The sequence below is a fragment of the Polynucleobacter necessarius genome, assembly GCF_900096755.1.
Taxonomy (GTDB): domain Bacteria; phylum Pseudomonadota; class Gammaproteobacteria; order Burkholderiales; family Burkholderiaceae; genus Polynucleobacter; species Polynucleobacter necessarius_K.
In genome coordinates, this window is sequence record NZ_LT615227.1 from 1,031,620 (window position 1) to 1,053,611 (window position 21,992).

General features: G+C 46.9%; 27 protein-coding genes and 2 tRNA genes. 25 read left to right on the forward strand and 4 right to left on the reverse strand.

Annotated features, from left to right (window positions below; all coding sequences use genetic code 11):
• Positions 1–50 precede the first annotated feature (50 nt).
• The 12 genes from fabG to nagZ all read left to right on the forward strand — a co-directional run bounded on the left by fabG (position 51) and on the right by nagZ (position 11,363).
• Positions 51–794 (forward strand): 3-oxoacyl-ACP reductase FabG, encoded by a 744-nt coding sequence (gene fabG, locus DXE27_RS05465; protein ID WP_128113212.1) that lies wholly within the window; start codon positions 51–53, stop codon positions 792–794.
• A 102-nt stretch (positions 795–896) separates the two neighbouring features.
• Positions 897–1,136, forward strand: a complete 240-nt coding sequence (gene acpP, locus DXE27_RS05470; RefSeq protein WP_128113213.1) for an acyl carrier protein — start codon at positions 897–899, stop codon at positions 1,134–1,136.
• 21 nt (positions 1,137–1,157) lie between these two features.
• A complete protein-coding gene (gene fabF, locus DXE27_RS05475; RefSeq protein WP_128113214.1) occupies positions 1,158–2,405 on the forward strand; it encodes a beta-ketoacyl-ACP synthase II in 1,248 nt (415 codons plus the stop codon).
• A gap of 50 nt (positions 2,406–2,455) precedes the next feature.
• Positions 2,456–3,904: a DegQ family serine endoprotease gene (locus DXE27_RS05480; RefSeq protein WP_128113215.1), complete on the forward strand. Its 1,449-nt coding sequence runs from the start codon at positions 2,456–2,458 to the stop codon at positions 3,902–3,904.
• Positions 3,905–4,040: 136 nt separating this feature from the next.
• Entirely contained in the window at positions 4,041–5,846 is a 1,806-nt protein-coding gene (lepA, locus tag DXE27_RS05485) for a translation elongation factor 4 (RefSeq protein ID WP_128113216.1), read from the forward strand.
• Positions 5,846–6,652 (forward strand): signal peptidase I, encoded by an 807-nt coding sequence (gene lepB / locus DXE27_RS05490; RefSeq protein ID WP_128113217.1) that lies wholly within the window; start codon positions 5,846–5,848, stop codon positions 6,650–6,652. The genes lepA and lepB overlap by 1 nt, the downstream gene beginning before the upstream one ends.
• Before the next feature lie 5 nt (positions 6,653–6,657).
• Positions 6,658–7,449 (forward strand): ribonuclease III, encoded by a 792-nt coding sequence (gene rnc / locus DXE27_RS05495; RefSeq protein ID WP_128113218.1) that lies wholly within the window; start codon positions 6,658–6,660, stop codon positions 7,447–7,449.
• Between the two features lie 44 nt (positions 7,450–7,493).
• A complete protein-coding gene (era, locus tag DXE27_RS05500) occupies positions 7,494–8,387 on the forward strand; it encodes a GTPase Era (protein ID WP_231969794.1) in 894 nt (297 codons plus the stop codon).
• A gap of 5 nt (positions 8,388–8,392) precedes the next feature.
• Entirely contained in the window at positions 8,393–9,106 is a 714-nt protein-coding gene (recO, locus tag DXE27_RS05505; RefSeq protein ID WP_128113220.1) for a DNA repair protein RecO, read from the forward strand.
• A gap of 12 nt (positions 9,107–9,118) precedes the next feature.
• On the forward strand, positions 9,119–9,862 hold the full coding sequence (gene pdxJ, locus DXE27_RS05510; RefSeq protein WP_128113221.1) for a pyridoxine 5'-phosphate synthase: 744 nt from the start codon (positions 9,119–9,121) through the stop codon (positions 9,860–9,862).
• A 22-nt stretch (positions 9,863–9,884) separates the two neighbouring features.
• On the forward strand, positions 9,885–10,277 hold the full coding sequence (acpS, locus tag DXE27_RS05515; protein ID WP_128113222.1) for a holo-ACP synthase: 393 nt from the start codon (positions 9,885–9,887) through the stop codon (positions 10,275–10,277).
• 9 nt (positions 10,278–10,286) lie between these two features.
• Complete coding sequence (nagZ, locus tag DXE27_RS05520; RefSeq protein ID WP_128113223.1) at positions 10,287–11,363, forward strand: beta-N-acetylhexosaminidase; 1,077 nt, start codon at positions 10,287–10,289, stop codon at positions 11,361–11,363.
• A gap of 64 nt (positions 11,364–11,427) precedes the next feature.
• Here nagZ and efp read toward each other — a convergent pair whose 3' ends face one another.
• Complete coding sequence (gene efp / locus DXE27_RS05525; RefSeq protein ID WP_128113224.1) at positions 11,428–11,988, reverse strand: elongation factor P; 561 nt, start codon at positions 11,986–11,988, stop codon at positions 11,428–11,430.
• Between the two features lie 87 nt (positions 11,989–12,075).
• Entirely contained in the window at positions 12,076–13,146 is a 1,071-nt protein-coding gene (earP, locus tag DXE27_RS05530) for an elongation factor P maturation arginine rhamnosyltransferase EarP (protein ID WP_128113225.1), read from the reverse strand.
• Here earP and uvrC point away from each other — a divergent pair.
• From uvrC to DXE27_RS05555, 5 genes are all read left to right on the forward strand, one after another.
• The gene (uvrC, locus tag DXE27_RS05535; RefSeq protein ID WP_128113226.1) at positions 13,145–15,055 is read left to right on the forward strand and encodes an excinuclease ABC subunit UvrC; all 1,911 of its coding nucleotides are present in this window, start codon (positions 13,145–13,147) and stop codon (positions 15,053–15,055) included. The genes earP and uvrC overlap by 2 nt on opposite strands.
• A 34-nt stretch (positions 15,056–15,089) precedes the next feature.
• On the forward strand, positions 15,090–15,665 hold the full coding sequence (pgsA, locus tag DXE27_RS05540; RefSeq protein WP_128113227.1) for a CDP-diacylglycerol--glycerol-3-phosphate 3-phosphatidyltransferase: 576 nt from the start codon (positions 15,090–15,092) through the stop codon (positions 15,663–15,665).
• Between the two features lie 118 nt (positions 15,666–15,783).
• Positions 15,784–15,859 (forward strand) — tRNA-Gly (locus tag DXE27_RS05545).
• Between the two features lie 49 nt (positions 15,860–15,908).
• Positions 15,909–15,982: transfer RNA gene (locus tag DXE27_RS05550), tRNA-Cys, on the forward strand.
• A gap of 85 nt (positions 15,983–16,067) precedes the next feature.
• Entirely contained in the window at positions 16,068–16,529 is a 462-nt protein-coding gene (locus tag DXE27_RS05555) for a hypothetical protein (protein WP_128113228.1), read from the forward strand.
• A gap of 69 nt (positions 16,530–16,598) precedes the next feature.
• Here DXE27_RS05555 and lexA read toward each other — a convergent pair whose 3' ends face one another.
• Complete coding sequence (lexA, locus tag DXE27_RS05560; protein WP_128113229.1) at positions 16,599–17,279, reverse strand: transcriptional repressor LexA; 681 nt, start codon at positions 17,277–17,279, stop codon at positions 16,599–16,601.
• Between the two features lie 135 nt (positions 17,280–17,414).
• Here lexA and DXE27_RS10050 point away from each other — a divergent pair, with 135 nt between their 5' ends.
• The 8 genes from DXE27_RS10050 (at position 17,415) to dnaB (ending at position 21,488) form a co-directional block, all read left to right on the forward strand.
• A complete protein-coding gene (locus DXE27_RS10050; RefSeq protein ID WP_197712320.1) occupies positions 17,415–17,633 on the forward strand; it encodes a hypothetical protein in 219 nt (72 codons plus the stop codon).
• A complete protein-coding gene (locus DXE27_RS09165) occupies positions 17,633–18,049 on the forward strand; it encodes an asparaginase domain-containing protein (RefSeq protein WP_197712321.1) in 417 nt (138 codons plus the stop codon). The genes DXE27_RS10050 and DXE27_RS09165 overlap by 1 nt, the downstream gene beginning before the upstream one ends.
• Positions 18,046–18,414 carry an L-asparaginase family protein gene (locus tag DXE27_RS09170; protein ID WP_197712322.1) on the forward strand — a complete coding sequence of 123 codons (369 nt, stop codon included), beginning with the start codon at positions 18,046–18,048 and terminating at the stop codon, positions 18,412–18,414. Before DXE27_RS09165 ends, DXE27_RS09170 begins: the two co-directional genes overlap by 4 nt.
• Before the next feature lie 128 nt (positions 18,415–18,542).
• Positions 18,543–18,917, forward strand: a complete 375-nt coding sequence (gene rpsF, locus DXE27_RS05570) for a 30S ribosomal protein S6 (protein WP_128113230.1) — start codon at positions 18,543–18,545, stop codon at positions 18,915–18,917.
• Between the two features lie 61 nt (positions 18,918–18,978).
• The gene (priB, locus tag DXE27_RS05575) at positions 18,979–19,272 is read left to right on the forward strand and encodes a primosomal replication protein N (protein WP_128113231.1); all 294 of its coding nucleotides are present in this window, start codon (positions 18,979–18,981) and stop codon (positions 19,270–19,272) included.
• A 13-nt stretch (positions 19,273–19,285) separates the two neighbouring features.
• Positions 19,286–19,558, forward strand: coding sequence for a 30S ribosomal protein S18 (rpsR, locus tag DXE27_RS05580; RefSeq protein ID WP_011902267.1), 273 nt, complete (start codon positions 19,286–19,288; stop codon positions 19,556–19,558).
• A gap of 13 nt (positions 19,559–19,571) precedes the next feature.
• Positions 19,572–20,024, forward strand: coding sequence for a 50S ribosomal protein L9 (rplI, locus tag DXE27_RS05585; protein ID WP_128113232.1), 453 nt, complete (start codon positions 19,572–19,574; stop codon positions 20,022–20,024).
• Positions 20,025–20,090: 66 nt separating this feature from the next.
• Positions 20,091–21,488, forward strand: coding sequence for a replicative DNA helicase (gene dnaB, locus DXE27_RS05590; RefSeq protein WP_128113719.1), 1,398 nt, complete (start codon positions 20,091–20,093; stop codon positions 21,486–21,488).
• Positions 21,489–21,568: 80 nt separating this feature from the next.
• Here dnaB and DXE27_RS08935 read toward each other — a convergent pair whose 3' ends face one another.
• Positions 21,569–21,733, reverse strand: a complete 165-nt coding sequence (locus DXE27_RS08935; RefSeq protein WP_172457113.1) for a hypothetical protein — start codon at positions 21,731–21,733, stop codon at positions 21,569–21,571.
• Positions 21,734–21,992: the final 259 nt, after the last annotated feature.

Sequence of the window (21,992 nt, forward strand, 5' to 3'; positions counted from 1 at the left end):
AATCTAGATAAAAGAAATCTAAAGAAACAAAAAAACAGCGGAAGACAAATATGAATCTCGACTTAAACGGACAAATTGCTTTAGTAACTGGCGCCTCACGTGGTATTGGCCAGGCGATTGCGGATGAGTTAGTAAAGTGCGGCGCAAAAGTGATTGGTACTGCTACCTCCGAAAGTGGAGCAAAAGCAATTGATGAGCGCTTAAAAGCATCGGGCGGTGCCGGTAAAGTATTGAATGTGACTGCGCCGAACGCTTGCGAAGAAATTATTGATTTGATCGTTAAAGAGTATGGCGGCATCAATATTTTGGTTAATAACGCTGGCATCACTCGCGATAACTTAGCAATGCGTATGAAGGGTGGCGAGTGGACCGATGTGATTGACACCAACTTAAGTTCAGTTTTCCGTCTGTCGCAGGCGGTTATGCGTCCAATGATGAAGGCTCGTGGTGGCCGCATTATCAATATCACTTCTATTGTTGGTCATATGGGTAACCCTGGCCAAGCGAACTATGCCGCTGCAAAAGCGGGTGTTTCTGGTATGACCCGTGCTTTAGCTCGTGAAATTGGCAGTCGGAATATCACCGTGAACTGCGTTGCCCCTGGATTTATTGATACCGATATGACACGCGCCCTGAGCGAAGAGCAGCAAAACGCCCTAAAAGTGAACATTCCGTTAGCTAGACTGGGTAGTCCTGAGGATGTGGCCCAGGCAGTGGCATTTTTGGCCTCTCCAGCCGCCGGATACATTACGGGGAATACCCTACACGTCAATGGCGGACTCTATTTGGCCTAACGGCAAAGCAAGAATTTGATCATTTTTAGGCGAATTTGCTAATTCGGTCCGCCAAACTGATAAAATCCTTTTCATCGTTTTTTACAACCCCTGGGGAAATTAATGGACAACATCGAACAACGCGTTAAGAAAATCGTCGCTGAGCAATTAGGCGTCGCAGAAGCAGAGATCAAAAATGAATCTTCTTTTGTGAACGACTTGGGCGCTGACTCTCTTGACACTGTTGAGCTGGTTATGGTTTTGGAAGATGAATTCGGCATCGAAATTCCTGATGAGGAAGCTGAAAAGATCACCACAGTTCAGCTCGCGATCGACTTCGCTAAATCAAAAGCTCAGGGTTAATTCCCTAGCTTAGGTATTACTGTGTCAGCATCAAATGGCCGACGCCGGGTAGTAGTTACCGGCCTAGGTCTCATCTCACCTGTTGGTAATTCAGTTGATGTAGCTTGGTCTAATTTGCTCGCGGGCAAATCAGGCATCGCTACCATCACGAAGTTTGACTACACTCCGCTTAGCGTTCATTTCGCTGGAGAAGTGAAAGATTTCAATGTCGAAGAATATGTTTCTGCTAAAGAAGTGCGCCATATGGGTACCTTTATCCATTACGGTATTGCTGCTGGTACGCAAGCTATTCGCGACAGCGGTCTAGAGATTACAGAACAAAACGCCGAGCGCGTTGGCGTAATGGTTGGCTCTGGCATTGGCGGCTTGCCAATGATTGAGGAGACCGGTGCAGAGCTTTTAGCTTGTGGCCCTCGTCGCATCTCGCCATTCTTTGTTCCGGGCTCAATCATTAATATGATTTCTGGGCACCTCAGTATTTTGTTTGGTCTTAAAGGTCCAAACGTAGCTGCAGTGACCGCCTGTACTACTGGTTTACACAGCATCGGATTGGCTGCTCGTTTAATTCAGTATGGTGATGCTGACGTCATGGTTGCTGGTGGCGCTGAATCAACCATTTCTGCCTTAGGTGTTGGCGGCTTTGCTTCCGCAAGAGCGCTATCAACACGTAATGATGATCCTGCAACTGCATCACGTCCTTGGGATAAAGACCGCGATGGTTTTGTTCTTGGTGAAGGTGCTGGTGTAGTCGTGCTCGAAGAGTATGAGCATGCAAAGGCACGTGGCGCAAAAATTTATTGCGAACTGCTTGGCTTTGGCATGAGTGGCGATGCGTATCACATGACTGCGCCAAATATGGATGGCCCACGCCGTTGTATGGTTAACGCCATGCGTGACGCTAAATTGAATCCAGACCAAATTCAGTATTTGAACGCTCACGGAACTTCTACACCGCTTGGTGATAAGAATGAAACCGAAGCAATCAAAGCAGCTTTGGGCGATCACGCTAAAAAGGCCTTAATCAACTCCACTAAGTCCATGACGGGCCACCTTTTGGGCGGCGCTGGCGGCTTGGAGTCTGTTTTCACAATTCTGGCTCTTCATAACCAGAAATCACCACCTACGATCAACATCTTCAATCAAGACCCTGAGTGCGACTTGGACTACTGCGCCAATACCGCTAGGGATGTGAAGATTGACCATGCAGTCAAAAACAATTTTGGCTTTGGGGGTACTAACGGTACCTTGATTTTCGGCAAATTGACCTAATATTCTCTTTATCTTCATCGTTGGTTTTCACCAAGTAGGTCTATAGCATTATGAAAAAGCACTTTATTGCGCTCTTGGCTATTTTGAGTCTGGGGCAAGTCGCATTTATTCCAAATGCATCCGCACAAAATCCTCGGGTAACGATTCCTGATTTTGCGGATTTGGTTGAGCGCGCCAGTCCAGCAGTAGTAAATATTCGGACCACTGAAAAAGTCGCAGTACAGCAGACTCAAGGCGGCATTCCAGGAATGCCTGAAGACCAAGCGGAATTCTTTCGTCGTTTCTTCGGTGTGCCGATTCCAGGAATTCCAAATGGACCAAAGCAAGCGCAACCAAGCCCAGGCAAACCACAAGAAGCGGATCGTGGCGTAGGCTCAGGTTTCATTATCGAATCGAATGGTTTGATTTTGACGAATGCACACGTAGTTGAAAGTGCTACTACTATCTATGTGACCTTAACGGACAAGCGCGAATTTAAAGCAAAGTTGTTGGGTATGGATAAGCGCACTGACGTGGCAGTTCTCAAAATTGAAGCACGCGATTTACCAAGATTGCCGCTGGGAGATTCTTCTAGAGTGCGTGTTGGTGAATGGGTCCTTGCGATTGGCTCTCCATTTGGCCTTGAGAATACAGTGACTGCAGGCATTGTCTCTGCAAAGAGCCGCGACACAGGCGACTACTTACCCTTCATACAAACTGACGTTGCGGTTAACCCAGGAAACTCTGGAGGCCCGCTGTTAAATACCGCAGGTCAAGTCATTGGCATCAACTCGCAAATCTTTAGTCGCTCTGGTGGCTACATGGGAATTTCATTTGCGATTCCAATTGATGAGGCAATGCGAGTTGCAGATCAATTGCGTACTAACGGAAAGATGGCCCGTGGTCGCATTGGTGTTGCTTTAGGTGAAATGACAAAAGAAGTGGCCGAAAGTTTGGGTTTGGGTAAACCTCGCGGCGCCTATGTTCGCAATGTTGAACCAGGTGGTCCTGCTGCCTTAGGTGGCATTGAGTCTGGTGATGTCATTTTGAATTTTAACGGGCGCGATATTTCTAAGTCAACTGATTTGCCTCGGGTGGTTGGAGAGACTAAGCCAGGCACAACTGCCAACGTTCAAATTTGGCGTAAAGGTTCGACTCGTGATTTATCGGTGACGGTCATCGATACAGATGCTTCTGCATCAGCCAGTAAAAAACCAGATGCATCCCCAAGTAATGGCGCTAGCGCCAATGCTTTTGGAGTGGCGGTGAGCGATGTCTCGGACGCCAAAAAGAAGGATTTGAATATCAAGGGCGGGGTTGAGGTCACTGGTTTGGGCGATGGGCCTTTGGCTAGGGCCGGCATCCGTCCTGGGGACGTCATTATTCGGATTGCGGATGCCGATATTACGGGCGTGAAGCAGTTTGAGTCCCTGGTGAAGGGGTTGGACGCCAATAAGGCCGTTCCGGTCTTTATCCGCCGCGCTGATAGCACCTTGGTCATCCCAGTTAAGCCAAAATAACCCTAATTTTGGCTTAAAAATGGGGTTAGGCGCCTTTTGGGCGCCACCCATTACAATCACTTTAAGACGGCTTTTTGCAGCGCATCATTGTGGTGCGTTCTGACAAGGCGTTTTTTGAATGACCTATTAAGACGCTATGGATTTAATCCGCAATTTTTCTATCATCGCCCATATCGATCACGGCAAATCGACGCTTGCTGATCGCATTATTCAACTTTGTGGCGGTCTTTCTGATCGCGAAATGGAAGCTCAAGTTCTTGACTCAATGGATATTGAGCGTGAGCGTGGCATCACCATTAAGGCGCAGACTGCAGCTTTAAATTACAAAGCTAAAGACGGCAAGATTTACAACATTAATCTGATTGATACCCCGGGGCACGTCGACTTTTCCTATGAGGTAAGTCGCTCTTTGTCTGCTTGTGAGAGCGCATTGCTGGTGGTGGATGCAAGTCAAGGTGTCGAAGCTCAAACTGTTGCTAACTGTTATATGGCGCTTGAGCTCGGCGTCGAAGTTGTGCCGGTCCTCAATAAGATTGACTTGCCGCAAGCTGACCCTGATCGCGCCAAAAAAGAAATTGAAGATGTGATCGGCATTGATGCCTCTGAAGCGGTAACCTGCTCAGCCAAAACTGGCTTGGGTGTTGAGGATGTCATCGAAGAAATGATTGCTAAGGTGCCGCCGCCAAAAGGCAGCGCGACAGATCCATTGCAAGCGTTGATTATTGATTCCTGGTTTGACAACTACGTTGGCGTTGTCATGCTTATACGGGTAGTTAATGGCACCTTAAAGCCAAAGGAAAAAATTACCTTAATGGCAAATGGTTCAAGCCATTTAGTCGAGCACGTCGGTGTGTTTAGTCCGAAGTCGGTGGATCGTCCAGAGTTATCTGCCGGTCAAGTAGGCTTTGTGATTGCCGGTATTAAAGAATTAAAAGCTGCCAAAGTTGGCGATACGGTTACGCATTCTCCTGGACAGCAAGGCCGAGTACCCGCCGCTGAGCCGTTACCTGGTTTTAAAGAAGTAAAGCCTCAAGTTTTTGCTGGTTTATATCCAGTGGAGTCGAGTGAGTACGATCAGCTGCGTGAATCTTTAGAGAAGCTTCAGTTAAACGATGCTTCGCTCCTATATGAGCCAGAGGTGTCGCAGGCTCTTGGCTTTGGATTCCGCTGCGGTTTCTTGGGTTTGCTGCACATGGAGATTGTGCAAGAGCGCTTAGAGCGTCAGTACGGCATGAATCTTATCACTACCGCGCCAACGGTGGTGTACCAAGTAGAGCAATCCGATGGCACGATTGTGTCCGTCGACAATCCGTCAAAGATGCCAGAGGCCAGCAAGATTAATACGATTCTTGAGCCTATCGTGACGGTCAATTTGTATATACCTCAAGAGTATGTGGGTGCAATCATTACCTTGTGTGTGGGTAAGCGAGGCATTCAGATGGATATGAATTACCTCGGTCGTCAGGTCAAACTCACTTATGCGTTACCGATGGCGGAGATTGTTTTGGACTTCTTTGACAAGATGAAATCCATCTCACGCGGTTATGCCTCAATGGATTACGAGTTCAAAGAATATCGTCCGGCAGACGTAGTGAAGGTTGATATCCTCATCAATAGTGAGCGGGTTGATGCCCTCTCAGTGATCGTGCATAGGAGCAATAGCCAGCATCGTGGTCGTGAGGTCGTTGCTAAGATGCGCGGCATTATTCCTCGTCAAATGTTTGATGTGGCTATTCAGGCAGCTATCGGCAGCAATATCGTTGCACGAGAAAACGTGAAGGCTTTACGTAAAAACGTCTTGGCCAAGTGTTACGGTGGCGATATCTCCCGTAAGCGTAAATTGCTAGAGAAGCAAAAAGAAGGCAAAAAGCGCATGAAGCAGGTTGGTAACGTGGAGATTCCACAAGAAGCCTTCTTGGCTATTTTGCAGGTGGAGGATTAATGAACTTCGCCCTCATTCTTTTTATTCTGGTAATTCTTTCTGGTATTGCTTGGATTGCTGACAAGCTAGTCTTTGCGCCTAAAAGACGTTTGGCTGGTATCGATCGCACGCCTTTATGGCTGGAATATACCGCTGGCTTCTTTCCGGTTATTTGCGCGATATTTGTATTGCGCTCTTTTATCGTGGAGCCGTTCAAGATTCCATCTGGCTCAATGATTCCGACATTGCAAATTGGCGACTTTATTCTGGTGAATAAATTCACTTATGGCATTCGTTTGCCAGTGATTAATCAAAAGGTGGTCGATCTTGGTTCGCCCAAACGCGGTGATGTTGTTGTTTTTCGCTACCCGCGTGATGAGTCCGTTGATTACATTAAGCGTGTAGTCGCTTTGCCTGGCGATGAAATCACATATGAAAATAAGCGTCTCACTATCAATGGGCGGGCCTTGCAATATAGCGGTGGAGAGCCTTACCTCGACCCGGAAAATATGCGCTATGCCAAGCGCTTCACTGAAACTTTCCCTGCGGACTTGGGTGGCAATCGCCATGAGATTTTGAATGATCCAGATCGCCCAGCTACCGTGTTTCCAACTGAGCGTTTTCCAGGGGCTGAGTTCTGTCAGTACCAGCCATCCGGATTAACCTGCAAGGTTCCTGCTGGGCATTACTTTGCCATGGGTGATAACCGGGATAACAGTGCAGACTCGCGTTATTGGGGCTTTGTGCCCGACAAGAACATTGTTGGTAAAGCCTTCTTTGTATGGCTGAACCTGGGTAATTTGCGTCGCATTGGTGGATTCGAGTAAAGATCATGATCGCGCGCGCTGTCATCGATACCGCACCATTACAAGAGCGTCTTGGCTATGTGCTTAAAAAGCCAGAGTTGCTTAATCAGGCGCTAACCCATCGCAGTCACAGCAAAAAGAATAATGAACGCCTTGAGTTTTTAGGTGACTCTATTTTGAATTGCGTTGTTGCTGAAATGCTCTACGAGCGTTACTCAGATTTGGATGAGGGCGACCTGTCCAGGGTGCGCGCTAATTTGGTAAAGCAGCAAGCTCTATATGAAATCGCTCAAACCTTATCTTTATCGGATTACCTACGCTTAGGCGAAGGTGAGCTCAAGAGCGGTGGCTTTCGTCGCCCTTCGATTTTGGCTGATACCTTAGAGGCTGTTACTGGCGCGATCTTTATGGATGGTGGCTTTGAGGCTGCCAAGATTTGTTTGCGCAAGCTGTATTCAATTATTTTGGCAAATGTTGACCCTAAGACTTTGGGTAAAGATGACAAAACGCTATTGCAAGAGTGTTTGCAAAGTTATCAATTGCCGCTGCCGGCTTATAACGTTACCGGCACCACTGGAGCCGCACACAATCAGCAGTTTGAAGTGGAGTGTTTGATTCCCAGTTACAAAGTGGCTGTAAAGGGTGAGGGTGCCTCACGCCGCGCTGCAGAGCAAGCAGCAGCAAAGCTGGCTTTGATTGCCATGCTAAAAGCATTGCCACAAGAATCTCGTAAACCCAAGAAGACTCGGTCAGCCAAAAAGAAAGCGGCTAAAAAAGAAGTAACCGAAGAGCAGTTCAATCTTAAGCTGAAGGGCTAATCGTGTTTAGATGCGGCACTATCGCCATTGTTGGGCGTCCTAATATGGGTAAATCAACACTCTTAAATGCGTTGGTTGGCCAGAAGATCAGCATTACTTCTCGCAAGGCGCAAACTACCCGTCACCGTATTTTGGGTATTCAGAATCGTGAAGAAGCCCAGTTCATCTTTATTGATACACCTGGCATTCAGACGCGTTTAATGAATACGCTCAATAAAGCGTTGAACCGTACCGTAACTACTGCTTTGCAAGATGTGAATGTGGCGTGCTTTGTGGTTGAGGCTGGTTACTTCGGTGAAGATGATAAAAAAGTATTGAAGCTACTCCCAGACGACTTGCCTGTTGTGCTGGTGCTCAATAAGCTGGACTTATTTAATAGCCGTTTTCAGACTCCATCAGAGCGTGACCAAGCTTTGTTGAACTTTATTAAAGATATGGCTCGTCCTTGGTGTGAATTAGGTGGCCACGAAGATCAAAAATGTGAGTTTGCTGAAATCGTGCCGATGAGTGCAAAGAGTCCTGGCGATATCGAGAGATTGCTAGATGTGCTTGAGGGCTATCTCCCTGAGGCGCCAGCTGTATACGATGGCGACACCATTACCGACCGTAGCGAACGCTTCTTGGCGGCTGAAATTCTGCGTGAAAAAGTATTCCGCTTTACCGGTGAAGAGTTGCCTTACACCAGCACGGTAGTGATTGATCAGTTCAAGATGGATGGCAAGATGCGTCGCATTGCGGCAACGATTTTGGTGGATCGCGATAGTCACAAAGCCATGATCATTGGTCAAAAAGGTGAGCGATTAAAGAAGATCTCCACGGATGCGCGTATTGATATGGAAAAACTCTTTAATGGAAAAGTCTTTTTAGAGACTTGGGTCAAAGTGAAGCGTGGCTGGGCAGATGATCGCGCTGAATTGCGGGCTCAGGGTCTGGAATAAATTCAATGGCCTCGATTCGTGTTGCTGACGAACCTGCTTTTGTATTGCATAGCATTCCCTATAAAGAGACCAGCTTAATTCTGGATGTCTTTACTCGGCAATATGGCCGTATGGCTTTAATTGCTAAGGGTGCAAAGCGTCCACACTCCACATTACGCCCAGTTCTCCAGCGCTTTCAGCCGTTGCTAGTTTCTTGGAGTGGCAAATCTGAACTGCGTACATTAACAAAATCCGAATGGGTGGGTGATGCACTTCTATGCGGCTTTTATCTCAATGAGTTATTGGTCAAGTTTTTGGCGCGCGAAGATGATTATGAAAAACTCTACGATCGCTATGCAGAAACAATTAATTCTTTATCCAATCTGGAATTTGAATCTAAGGGTTTAGAAGAAATTCTACGGCCATTTGAGCTATCTTTATTGCAAGAGACGGGTTATGCCGCTGCCTTGGACCGCTGTGTTGAGACCAATGAAGCTCCGGAAGCACAGCAGCAATACGTCTATCAGCCTGAACGTGGCGTGCGTCCTGTACAAGTGGATGACCCAGGGCATTGGCCTGTATTAACTGGAAAGTCGTTGCTTGCCATTGCTGCTGGTGATTTTTCTAATGCCGAGACGCTCTCTGAGAGCAAGCAATTGATGCGCTTTCTCCTCGGCCTGCATTTGCAGGATCAGGTATTGACTACCCGTCAAATTTTGATTGATTTGAAGAAAATCTAGTAATCTACACAGATGACATCCGCACACGCTTTAGAACTTGGTATCAATATCGATCACGTCGCTACCTTACGTAATGCAAGGGGCACTATTTACCCTGATCCATTGAAGGCCGCTAAATTGGCTGAGGAAGCTGGCGCAGATCTGATTACACTCCATTTGCGAGAAGATCGTCGCCATATCAAAGATGCCGATTTATTGGCTTTACGACCGCTCATTAAAACCCGTATGAATCTTGAATGCGCGGTCACCCCTGAGATGATTGATATCGCATGCCAAGTAAAGCCCCATGACGTCTGCCTGGTGCCGGAGAAGCGCGAGGAAGTGACAACTGAGGGTGGCCTTGATGTCTTGAGTCATTTCGAGGCGGTCAAAGCCGCTACTAAAAAATTAGTAGACGCAGGAATTCGGGTGTCCTTATTTATCGATCCCGAAGAGAAGCAAATCCAGGCCGCGAAAGATGTAGGTGCAACCGTAGTGGAGTTGCATACCGGGCGTTATGCAGATTTATCTGGCGCTGATCAGACCAAGGAGCTTGAGCGCATTCGTAAGGCGGCAATATTTGGAAAAAGTATTGGCATGAGAGTGAATGCTGGCCATGGTTTTCATGAGGGTAATGTAAAGCCTATTGCTGCCATTGCTGAATTATCTGAGCTCAATATTGGTCACGCCATTGTTGCTGAAGCTTTATTTAAAGGCTGGCAAAAAGCGATTGTTGACATGAAAGCCCTGATGGCTCAGGGCAGAGCAAGCTCTTAAGAACGCTAAATAGCTAAAAAAAATGATCATCGGTATTGGCACAGACATTCTGCAGATTGAGCGCTTACAAGCCGCCTACGATCGCACCAATGGCCGTCTTGCTGAAAAGATTCTAGGGCCTGATGAGATGTTGGTGTTCAAGCATCGCCTTGCTAGAAATCACAAACGGGGTATCGCCTTTTTGGCAACCCGTTTTGCTGCCAAAGAAGCATTTTCAAAAGCAATTGGCCTAGGAATGAGAATGCCGATGACTTGGCGCTCCCTTCAAACCTTAAATGAACCCAGCGGTAAACCAGTTACTTCGTACCTGGGTGCTTTAGCCGACTTCATGCAGGAAAAAGATTGGGAAGCTCATGTCACAGTGAGTGATGAGCGGGATATGGTAATTGCGCACGTCATTGTTACGCAAAAATAAGAGGAAGAGATGAGTAAGTTAAAGATGGCCCCAGGCCCAGTTACCTTAGATGTGGTTGGTCATGAGCTTAATGCCGAAGATCGTCGTCGGATCTTGCATCCGTTCACTGGCGGAGTTATCTTGTTCGGTAGAAATTTTGCCAATCGTAAACAGCTTACAAAGTTAACGGCTGATATCAAGAAACTACGTCCCGATGTATTGATTTCGATTGATCATGAGGGTGGGCGCGTACAGCGTGCTAAGACAGACGGCTTTACCCATCTACCGGCCATGCGCAAACTTGGAGAACTCTGGTTATCTAAAACCAAATCCACTCATGCCGCCGAATCTGCTGCATTGGCAATGGCAGCGGCGACGGCCTGTGGTTATGTGCTTGCAGCTGAATTGCGTGCTTGCGGCGTTGACTTTAGCTTCACGCCAGTACTTGATCTCGATTTTGGCCGAAGCGGTGTAATTGGCGATCGTTCTTTTAGTCGCGATCCACAAATGGTATTTGCATTAGCTAAGAGTCTGAATGAAGGTTTGCGTTTGGCTGGCATAGCTAATTGTGGAAAACATTTTCCGGGGCATGGATGGGCGGAGGCAGATTCTCATGTGGCAATACCAGTCGATGAACGCTCTTTGCAAGAAATTTTGAATGATGATGCCAAGCCATATGAGTGGCTAGATCTTAGTTTGGCGTCAGTGATGCCAGCCCATGTGATCTACCCTAAAGTGGATAAGAACCCAGCGGGCTTTTCGAAGATCTGGTTGCATTCCATTCTGCGTCAAGAGTTGGGATTTGAGGGTGTAATCTTTAGTGATGACCTTTCGATGGAGGGCGCTAGCGTAGCGGGCTCAGTAGTGAAGGGTGCTGAGATGGCTTTAGAGGCAGGTTGTGATGCAGTATTAATTTGCAATCGCCCTGACTTAGCTGATCAGTTGCTCTCTAAGCTAAAGGTATCCAAAGCAAAATTAAGCGAGTCTGCAACGCGCCTAAACCGTTTGATGCCCACTGCATCGGCCCTTAACTGGCAAGACCTTCAGGGTGAAGTTGAGTATCAACATGCAAAGGGTTTGCTGCAGCAGTTAAAGCTGATTGCCTAAGCAAATACTGTGACAATAAAAAAAGCCCGGCATGCCGGGCTTTTTAACTACTGTAGTGTGCTAATTAGTTAGCGCGGCTACGGTATTCACCGGTGCGAGTATCGATTTCGATCTTGTCACCAGTGTTGCAGAACAATGGAACTTGCAATTCATAGCCAGTTGCCAATTTTGCGTTCTTCAATACTTTACCTGAGCTAGTATCACCTTTAACTGCTGGTTCTGTGTAAATGATTTCACGAACTAATGAGTTAGGCATAGCTACTGAAAGTGCTTTACCTTCGTAGAATACTACTTCACATGGCATGCTTTCTTCGAGGTAGTTCAATGCATCACCCATGAACTCGGCTTCAACTTCGTATTGGTTGTAGTCACCATCCATAAATACATACATTGGGTCTGCGAAGTAAGAATAAGTACATTCTTTCTTGTCGAGAATCACCACATCAAACTTGTCATCGGCCTTGTAAACACCTTCGTTTGGTGCGTCAGTTAACAAGTTCTTGAATTTCATTTTTACAACTGAAGAGTTGCGGCCAGAGCGGCTGTATTCGGCTTTTAAAACGACCTGGGCATCGGTGCCGATCATCACTACGTTACCAACGCGGAGTTCTTGTGCTGTTTTCATCTTGCTGTTCCTGGGGGCAGAGCTATTTTTCTGCGGTTTTTATCAAAAACAAGATTGTAACCGCCCGCAAGCCTTTATTGCTTGGGATTAGGTGGCGAAGCTCAGCAGACGTGCTGGCAGGCCTCCATCCCCCTGTTTTTTGAGTAATTGGGTGCGCCAGAGCTTGGCATGATCATTCCAGACCTCTAAATCGCCAAACCATTCGCTAGGCATTGCCCAGGTCATTGCGCCGATGGTGGCCAGACGTAGCGCTTGATTAGCCTCCTCCAGATATAGATCCAGAAAAGCTGCTAACTTCACCTCATGCGCTCGATCTTCTTGTGGGTAAATGTGCCAGATGAATGGTTTTCCAGCTAGCTGTGCTCGTATGAAAGAATCCTCTCCGCGAACGATATTGAAGTCACATTGAGAGAGCATCCAGTCATATTCATCCTGTGAAACAAAGGACATCGATAGTAATTGCAGATTGTCTGGTAGCGAGATCGGCTGCTCACCATATAGATTTAATTGTTCAGCGTGGCCATGTGCCAGCAAGATGTCAACTTCTTCATCTAGACCGCCTAGACTTTCCAGCCATTTTTTTAGAGGGGCGCCAGGGTAGCAAAAAACACTGATGCGTTTAGCTCCAGGCCGCAGTTGCGACCACACTGATTGTAGATCGCTCGGGATATTGTCTTTGACCAATTGACCCTCTGGCGGGATGGGATCAAGCAATAGCCCGCCTACCTCATCCTGAAATCCTGGAAAGAAAAAGTACTTTGGAATGCCGTGAGATTGGGGGGAGGCTTTGCCGTGAAACTCAATCACCCAGGGCTCGGCACTCAAATACTCTAAGTTGATGATGATGGGTTTAATAGGAGCAATAAATAAGCCTGCAAGGTAGCGCTCTGGTAAGTCGCAGCCAAATGCCTCAATGACTACATCAGGAGTCTCAACGGGGTGACGTGCGTTGCTATAGCTTGCCTCCCAGGGAAGGAATTCAATTTTTTGCTTAACGGATGGATCTACTCCAGAAGCGAGTAAATTAAGGGTTGGCAGATCATCGCAAAAAATACGGACCTCTTGACCATGAATACTTGATAAGCTTCGGGCTAGACGCCAGCAAACACCGGCATCACCATAGTTATCGACGATTTGGCAGAAAATATCCCAACGCATGAGCAATTCGCTTTTTGAAACCCTTCAGCAGGATGTTAAACGGCTACCCGGATTGCCGGGGGTATATCGCTTCTTTGATGAGGCGGGGCATATTCTGTATGTAGGCAAAGCACGTAACCTCAAAAAACGGGCGTCTAGTTATTTTCAGCGCACCCAGTTGTCACCACGTATTGAATTGATGGTGGGCAAAATTGCCCGCTATGAAACAACAGTAACACGGACCGAGACTGAAGCGCTTATTCTGGAGAACAATCTCATTAAAGAGTTGGCACCGCCATTCAATATTCTCTTTAGAGACGATAAGTCATATCCGTATGTCATGCTTACTGGGCACCAGTTTCCTCGATTGGCTTCATATCGAGGCAAGGTTGATAAGCGTAACCATTATTTTGGCCCATTCCCTAATAGCTGGGCTGTACGTAATAGCGTGCAAATTCTGCAGAAGGTTTTCCGCCTGCGCACCTGTGAGGACTCGGTATTTAAGAATCGCAGTCGCCCTTGTCTCTTGCATCAAATTCATCGCTGCAGTGCCCCATGCGTAGGTCGTCTCCGCGTAGAGCAGTATGGGCAAGATGTAGCTCAGGCCACCCGTTTTTTAGAAGGTGATCACAGCCGCGTTTTATCTGAGCTTGAAAAAGAAATGCATGCCCATAGCGAAGCCATGGAATTTGAAATGGCCACAGTACTACGCGATCGCATTGCTGATCTTTCGAGCGTCTTGCAGCAACAGGCAATGGATACAGTTGCTGAGGGTGAAGGCGATGTCGATATTATTGCGGTCGCTCAGATGGAGGGAATGGTTTGCGTGAACCTGGCCATGGTGCGTGGCGGCCGTCACTTGGGTGATAGGGCCTACTTCCTCAAAGGATTGCGCACAACTTCTGGTGAGTTGCCATCCCCAGCAGAAATATTAGAGGCTTTTATTGCTCAGCACTACTTAGAGGAAAACGCTGAAGACGCTACGACTAATTTAATACCGCCGGTATTGGTTTTGAATCACGCTTTGCAATCCGCCAGTGATGATGTGACTAAGTTAAGCGAGTCGCCACCTGAAGATTTGCATGAATTGCTCAATGCGCAGGCCGGCAGAAAAATAACCTTCCTTCATCAGCCGCAAGGTCAAAGGCGTCACTGGCTAGCTATGGCTGAAGGCAACGCCAAGATTGCTTTGACAAAGCGCCTGGTGGAGACTGCTGGGCAATTGGCTAGAGCGCGTGCGTTAGCTGATATTTTGGGTCTTGAGTTGGAAAGTCTTGAGCAGTTGCGAATCGAATGTTTTGACATCAGTCATACGTCGGGAGTAGCAACTCAAGCCTCTTGTGTTGTGTATGCCAAGAATGCAATGCAATCGAGCGAGTATCGTCGTTTCAATATCAATGACATCACTCCAGGTGATGATTACGCAGCTATGCGCCAGGTACTGCAAAGGCGTTATGCAAACTTTCAGGAACTGCCTGTAGAAAAAATACCGCAAGTGATTTTGATTGATGGCGGTAAAGGTCAGGTCGAAATGGCAAGGCAGGTGCTATCTGAATTTGGTATGGATATTGGTCTCATTGTGGGCGTTGCAAAAGGAGAGGGCCGCAAGGTTGGCCTAGAGACTTTAATCTTTGCAGATGGCCGCAAGGCGCTTGAACTTGGTATTGATAGTGCGGCACTATTGCTGGTTGCGCAGATTCGTGATGAGGCGCATCGCTTTGCCATTACAGGCATGCGTGCAAAGCGCGCTAAGGTAAGAGTAGTTTCAAGGTTAGAAGAGATTGAAGGCATTGGCGCCAAGCGCCGGCAGAAATTATTGGCGCGGTTTGGAGGTTTAAAAGGGGTTGCTAACGCCAGTATTGAGGAGATTGCCAGTGTGGAAGGGGTATCCCTTACCCTCGCAGAGCAGATTTATCGTCAATTGCATTAGTCAGCAAGCAAGGTATTTGGTTTATGCTTAGCAAATGCCATTTAATCTACCAATCGCCTTAACCTGGTTACGTGTAGCAGCGATTCCGTTGCTGGTAGTAGTTTTTTATCTCCCTGGCCAATGGCTCACTCCATTTGAGAAAAATTTCATCGCAGCGTTGATTGTTACGCTTGCTGCAGTAACGGACTGGTTAGATGGATTTTTGGCGCGCCGCTTAAAACAAGAGTCTGCATTTGGACAATTCTTAGATCCAGTGGCAGATAAATTAATTGTTGCTGCAGCTTTATTGGTATTACTGAATATGGACCGCGTTCAGGTCTGGGTAGCGCTGATTATCATTGGTCGCGAAATCACCATTTCTGCTTTGCGTGAATGGATGGCTTTGTTAGGGGCCGGCAAAAGCGTGGCAGTGCATATGGTTGGCAAGCTCAAGACTACGGCTCAACTCATCGCCATTCCATTTTTATTGTTGAATGACACCTTATTTGGCTGGTTAGATTGCGCGAGAATTGGAACCTGGTTAATTTGGATTGCCTCCTTTTTAACGCTTTGGTCGATGTTTTATTACCTCAAGAAAGCATTGCCGCAACTTGTCGGTAAAGTGGATTAAACACCCTAAAACCTAAGCTGGGCGCGGTTAAACGCCTTTTAGCAATGCCGTGGTTTGATGCTTTCGAGAGGAAATAATGCTTTCTTCCAGATTGTTTGTTAAACTACTGCCCTGTTATGCGGGAATAGCTCAGCTGGTAGAGCAATACCTTGCCAAGGTATAGGTCGGGAGTTCGAACCTCCTTTCCCGCTCCAAGTTCGATGGGAAGCCCTCAAAAGCTTCCCATTTTTGATTTAAGTATCTGGCGCGTTGGCCGAGTGGTTAGGCAGGAGCCTGCAAAGCTTCGTACGGGGGTTCGATTCCCTCACGCGCCTCCAGTAATTTGCCTTGACGAAATGGGCGCATCACCTAAAATGCTTTTAAATAAGCTAAGTAAATTTCGTCAATCACCTAAAGCAAAAAATGATTAATACCAATTCCCTTAAAGTCAGTGCATTAGCATTGTTCTTATCTGTCTTGCTGGGCGCTTGCGCTAGTTCGGGTGATTCTCCTTCCGACTCTCCGCAAGAAGTTCAGGAAGTTCAATCGCAGTTATTGGGCGATATGTTGTTGCCACAAGGTGCGCGCTTAAACGGAACGGATTCAATCATTATTGGTCGTGGCAATGAATGGGTTGGCAGAGCAATTGTGAATGCATTGCAAGGCTCTACAGATGTTTATGCGTTCTTCCAATCTGAATATCCTAAGAATGGTTGGACAACAGTGACTGCTGTGAAAGCAAAAACAAGTATCCTGGTTTTCACAAAGGGCGATAGAACTGCAACGATTGAAATAGTCGATGGTTCATTTGGCGGCCCCAAGTCAGTCACTGTGATTACATCGTCACCTAAAAATGCAAACGTACTAGCGCCTGCTCGTAAATAATGTAGTTGCTGCAGCAGGAAACAAAAAAAGCCTCTTCACGGAGGTCTTTTGCTTTCGGGGGGGTATGGCTTACAGCCCTTCAGCCCTTATCAAGCCGACGGCTTGACCTTCAATGGCAAAGTTCGGTTGACGGCTATCTACCAAGATGTTTTTGAAGTCAGGGTTTTCTGCTTGCAACTCAATGACCATGACTTCATCGTCGAGGCGCGCAACCACGATATCGCCATTGCGCACTTCAGTTGTTTTTCTAACAGCTAAATAATCACCATCCAAGATTCCAGCATCGCGCATGCTCATACCTTTTACTTTTAGTAAGTAATCCGCGCCTTTGCTAAATAAGCTTGGATCAATCGGAACTTGTTTTTCAATATGCTCAACAGCCATGATGGGTGAGCCAGCAGCAACTCGTCCAATTAATGGCAGTGTGAGTTGTTGTAGCGCGCCAGATGGTAAAGACATCTGACGATATTTATTGCTGTGATGAGTTTGATTAAATCGTTGTGGAATGCGAATGCCGCGTGACGTACCTGGCGTTAATTCGATATAACCCTTTTTTGCTAGTGCGCGAAGATGTTCTTCAGCAGCATTGGCAGAGGCAAATCCCAGTTGCGTGGCAATCTCCGCACGAGTCGGTGGTAAACCGCTCTCATCGATGGCCTTAGTGATCAACTCCAAAATCTCATTCTGACGTGGAGTGAGCTTGGGGAGGGCAGTCAGCTCCTCCGGAAAATTAACTGTATTTATGTCCATACTGGGATTGTATACAGCAGTTTTTGATAATTCAAGCTATTTAAGGGGGGGATAATGGGGTATGAGCTCACAAGAACACACCTCTGAAAATTCACCTCACATCCTGGTCTTAGGTATGGGGGCACAATTGCTGGTTTGGCTTCTAGCCCGGAAGATAAGCCTTTGGAGTATTTGGCGGGACAAGTTGAGGTGGGTTCTTTGCTGTCCCATATTCACTCTGCAGTGCCTGAGGGTATTCAGCTGGTTTCCAGGCAATTGGCGAACATCAATAGCTGCAACCTAACGGAGGCATTGCTCACCCAGCTGGGAGAGGCCGTCAGAGAAGCGCTTGCTAATACCTTGGTTCAGGCGTAGTGCTCACTCACGGAACCGACACAATTGAGGAGACTGGTGTCTTCTTGCAGTTGACCTGTGGCAAATATGCTGAAAATTTAGGCAAAAGAGTAATCTTGACTGGCGCCATGTTGCCGGCCAATGCGCCTAAGGCTGATGGACCCTCCAATTTGTTGGATGCTATTCGCTGGGCCTCAACCCCAATTGATAACTGCCCTGGTGGCATCTATGCGGTCATGGACGGTCGAGGCATGGCCATGGATTTATCAAAACGACACGGCAGTGCGCTCAATGCGCCTATTCAAAGCTCGCCTAGCAGTTCAGTGGGTTTGATTAATCCTTCTTGGTTATCCGGGGTCAAGGCGGTTCAAGCCCTCTGGACGGAGGATTGGCCCATCCCAAAGGAGGGTGAATGGCCCTGGGTGGAGAGATTTTGACTAGCCATGCGGGCGCGCGACCAGAGACCATTACGCATTGGCTGAACTCCAAAGTAAAGGGTTTGGTTCTGGCAGGAACGGGTATGGGCAGTCTGCATGATGCTTGGCGTGATTCCTTGATTGCGGCTGTAAAACATGGGATTGCACTGGTTAGAACCAGCAGAACCGGGGCAGGGGAGACGCAAGCCCATTTGCCAGAAAAAGACATTTCTGGCTGCCTGGCCTCGGGCAGCCTTTCTGCTCCAAGAGCTCGGATTGCACTGCAATTAGCCTTGAATGCTGAAAAACAGGCTCAAAGCGCTGGTAAATCTCTGACTTGGCAGGATTTTTTTGCTAGAATAGCGGTCTTGCCTGTAATCAGGTGAGAGCTGTAAAAGTGTTGTGAGCAGTACCTACAATTTGTTACTACCTTGTCACACTGGCGCTAACTTTAATAAACCATCGAAAGTTGTTAGCAAGACGCCCAGGTGACTTTATCCTTAAGGAGTGTTTGATGCGTCATTATGAAATCGTCTTTATCGTCCATCCGGACCAAAGCGAGCAAGTACCAGCGATGAGCGATCGTTACAAAGCTACATTAGCAGCTGCGGGCGGAAAAATTCATCGTATGGAAGACTGGGGTCGTCGTCAGATGGCTTACATGATCGACAAACTTGCTAAAGCCCACTACGTTTGCATGAACATTGAGTGCGACCAGAAAACTCTGGAAGAGCTTGAGCATGCGTTCAAATTTAACGATGCTGTTTTGCGTCACCTCATCATCAAGACTAAGAAAGCTGAAACAGAGCCTTCCATCATGATGAAAGAAGTGCAACGTGAAGAAGCGCGCAAATCAGCTCAATCTGACGCTCCTGTAGCGGCAGCCTAAGTTAGAAATTTGAAGAGGAATTCACACAGACTAGAAAACGTATCAGAGAAGCGGAGCGGCGTTGAATCATTTCACCCTAACTGCAATCTTGGTATCTAAAGACGCGATTCGATTTACACCAGCAGGAATACCGGTGATGCATTGCCAGCTAGAACATAGCGGTCAAGCAAACGAGGTAGGGGTGGCAAGGAAAATTCAGATGAACGTTGAAGCCATCACGATCGGTCCGATACAAAAGGATTTAGAGCGAATGGATTTAGGAACTGAAGCAGTGTTTGAAGGATTTTTGGCACCCAAGACTCTACGTAATCAAAGACTTGTTTTCCATATTACCTATATTCAATTGAAAAATTAAAGAGGAAATCATCATGGCGTTTGGAAAGAAACCCGATTTCAAAAAGAAACCAGCTCAGAACCCATTGTTCAAGCGTAAGCGTTATTGCCGTTTCACTGTTGCTGGCGTAGAACAGATTGACTACAAAGATGTAGATACATTGAAGGACTTCATTGGCGAAAACGCTAAGATCACTCCTGCTCGTTTGACAGGCACAAAAGCTAAATATCAGCGTCAGTTAGACACTGCTATCAAACGTGCTCGTTACTTGGCTTTGTTGCCATTCTCCGATCAACACAAGAAATAATTAGGAGCCCTCAATGCAAATCATTCTTTTAGAAAAAGTAACAAACCTGGGCAACCTCGGCGACATCGTTCGCGTTAAAGACGGTTTCGCTCGTAACTTCTTAATCCCACAACGTAAAGCTCGTCGTGCAACTGAAGCAGCTATCGCTAACTTTGCAGTTCGTCGTGCTGAGTTGGAGAAATTGGCTGCTGAGAAATTGGCTGCCGCTGAAGCAGTTGGCATCAAGCTCAAAGATTTGGTTCTCGAAATCGGTCAAAAAGCTGGTGTTGACGGTCGTTTGTTTGGTTCTGTAACCAACCATGACATCGCTGATGCGTTGAAAGCTAAAGGCTTCACAATTGAGAAGTCTTCAGTTCGTTTGCCTACTGGCCCATTGAAAATGGTTGGTGATCACCCTGTAGCGGTTGCTGTTCATACCGACGTAGTTGCAGACATCACTATTCGCGTAGTTGGCGAGCAAGCTTAAGTTTTAGAACTGTAAATAAGCCACATGGCTGAATCCCGTTCACGTTCCGTTACGCTGAATCCCGGCATGATGGGTTCTGGGGATGCAGTCGTGCAGGCTTTAAAAGTTCCGCCGCATTCTGTAGAAGCCGAGCAATCTTTGCTCGGCGGTCTACTAATCGATAACTCCTCATGGGATAACCTTGGCGGAGTATTAAACGATAAAGATTTCTACCGTCCTGAACATGCTTTGATCTACAAGGTCATCGCTCGTTTGGTTGGTGACAATCATCCTGCTGACGTCATCACTGTTTACGATGCCGTTAAATCTGAGCAGGGTGGTGATTTGGTCAGCATTGATTACCTCAACTCCTTAGCTCAAAACACCCCAAGCGCTGCAAACATTAAAGGCTACGCCGACATTGTTCGTGACCGTAGTATTTTGCGTCGCTTGATTGAGGTGTCTGACAGTATTGTTAGTTCTGCGTTTGTGCCTGAGGGCCGAACAGTCAGAACGCTGTTGGATGAAGCTGAGTCACGTATTTTGCAAATCGGCGAAGAAGGTAGTCGTAAGGCAGACTATCTTGAGATTGAGCCTTTGCTTCGTTCTGTGGTTGCTCGTATTGATGAGCTATACAACCGTCAAGGCGGTAGCGACATTACAGGTATCGCAACTGGATTTTTAGATTTAGATAAACAAACAAGCGGCCTACAAAAAGGCGACTTGGTGATCGTTGCAGGCCGCCCTTCCATGGGTAAAACGGCATTTGCATTAAACATTGCGGAAAACGTTGCGTTGGCAGAAGGATTGCCGGTCGTAGTCTTCTCTATGGAGATGTCAGGCGAGCAATTGGCTGCCCGTTTATTGGGTTCAGTAGGGCGCGTAGACCAGGGTCGCATGCGTACTGGTAAGTTACAGGACGATGAATGGCCACGCGTTACTGATGCAATTGCCCGTTTGAGTAATACTCAAATTTTGATTGACGAGACTGGCTCTCTTTCCAGTCTTGAGTTGCGAGCACGAGCACGCCGTATTGCCAGAAACTTTGGCGGCACACTTGGGCTCGTAGTAATCGACTACTTGCAGTTGATGAGTGGCTCTGGTTCTGAGAACCGCGCAACGGAGATTTCTGAAATCTCACGCTCGCTCAAGTCACTTGCAAAAGAATTACAGTGCCCAGTAGTTGCGCTCTCTCAGTTAAACCGTGGCCTTGAGCAACGTCCTAACAAACGCCCGATCATGTCTGACTTACGTGAATCTGGCGCTATTGAGCAAGATGCCGACTTAATCATGTTTATCTATCGTGATGAGGTTTATCACCCAGATACCACTACTGATAAAGGCGTTGCAGAAATTATTATTGGCAAGCAACGTAACGGTCCAATCGGTACAGTTCGCTTAAGCTGGCAAGGTCCGTATACCAAGTTTGATAACTTAGCGATGGGATCCATCGGATACTCTTCTGGTGGCTATGAGCCGTTCTAAAAGATCAGAGAAAACAGCTAAACAAAAAGCCTCGCAATGCGAGGCTTTTTAATGCTGTAAATAAATTTAATCTATTAAGTTTATTTCTCGCCTTCACACTTTTTGATAGATGCGGCTTTTGCTGCGCCATATAAAGGCTTGCCATCTTTGCTAACTGCCTTTGCTTCGCATTCTGCCTGGGAGAGTGCAAATGCTGGAGCTGTAAAGCTAAGAGCAAGACCTAAAGCAATAATGATTTTTTTCATCTGAATTCTCCTTGGTTGAATGACTTAACTATATCTATTTATAACTCTTAAAACGATTATTTATGAACAATCGATAGGTTGATATTAGCCTAAGGGTTAATAGATATTAACTCCATGGGAAATTATGATTCTCTTATATAAAACCCTAGAATTGCTGGGGCCATCAAGAGCCAACCGAACCTCATCTAATGAAAATGATTAATTCAAAAATGATAGCGCGAAGCAATTGCTTCATTTCAGTGCTTGTAGCACTTTTCTT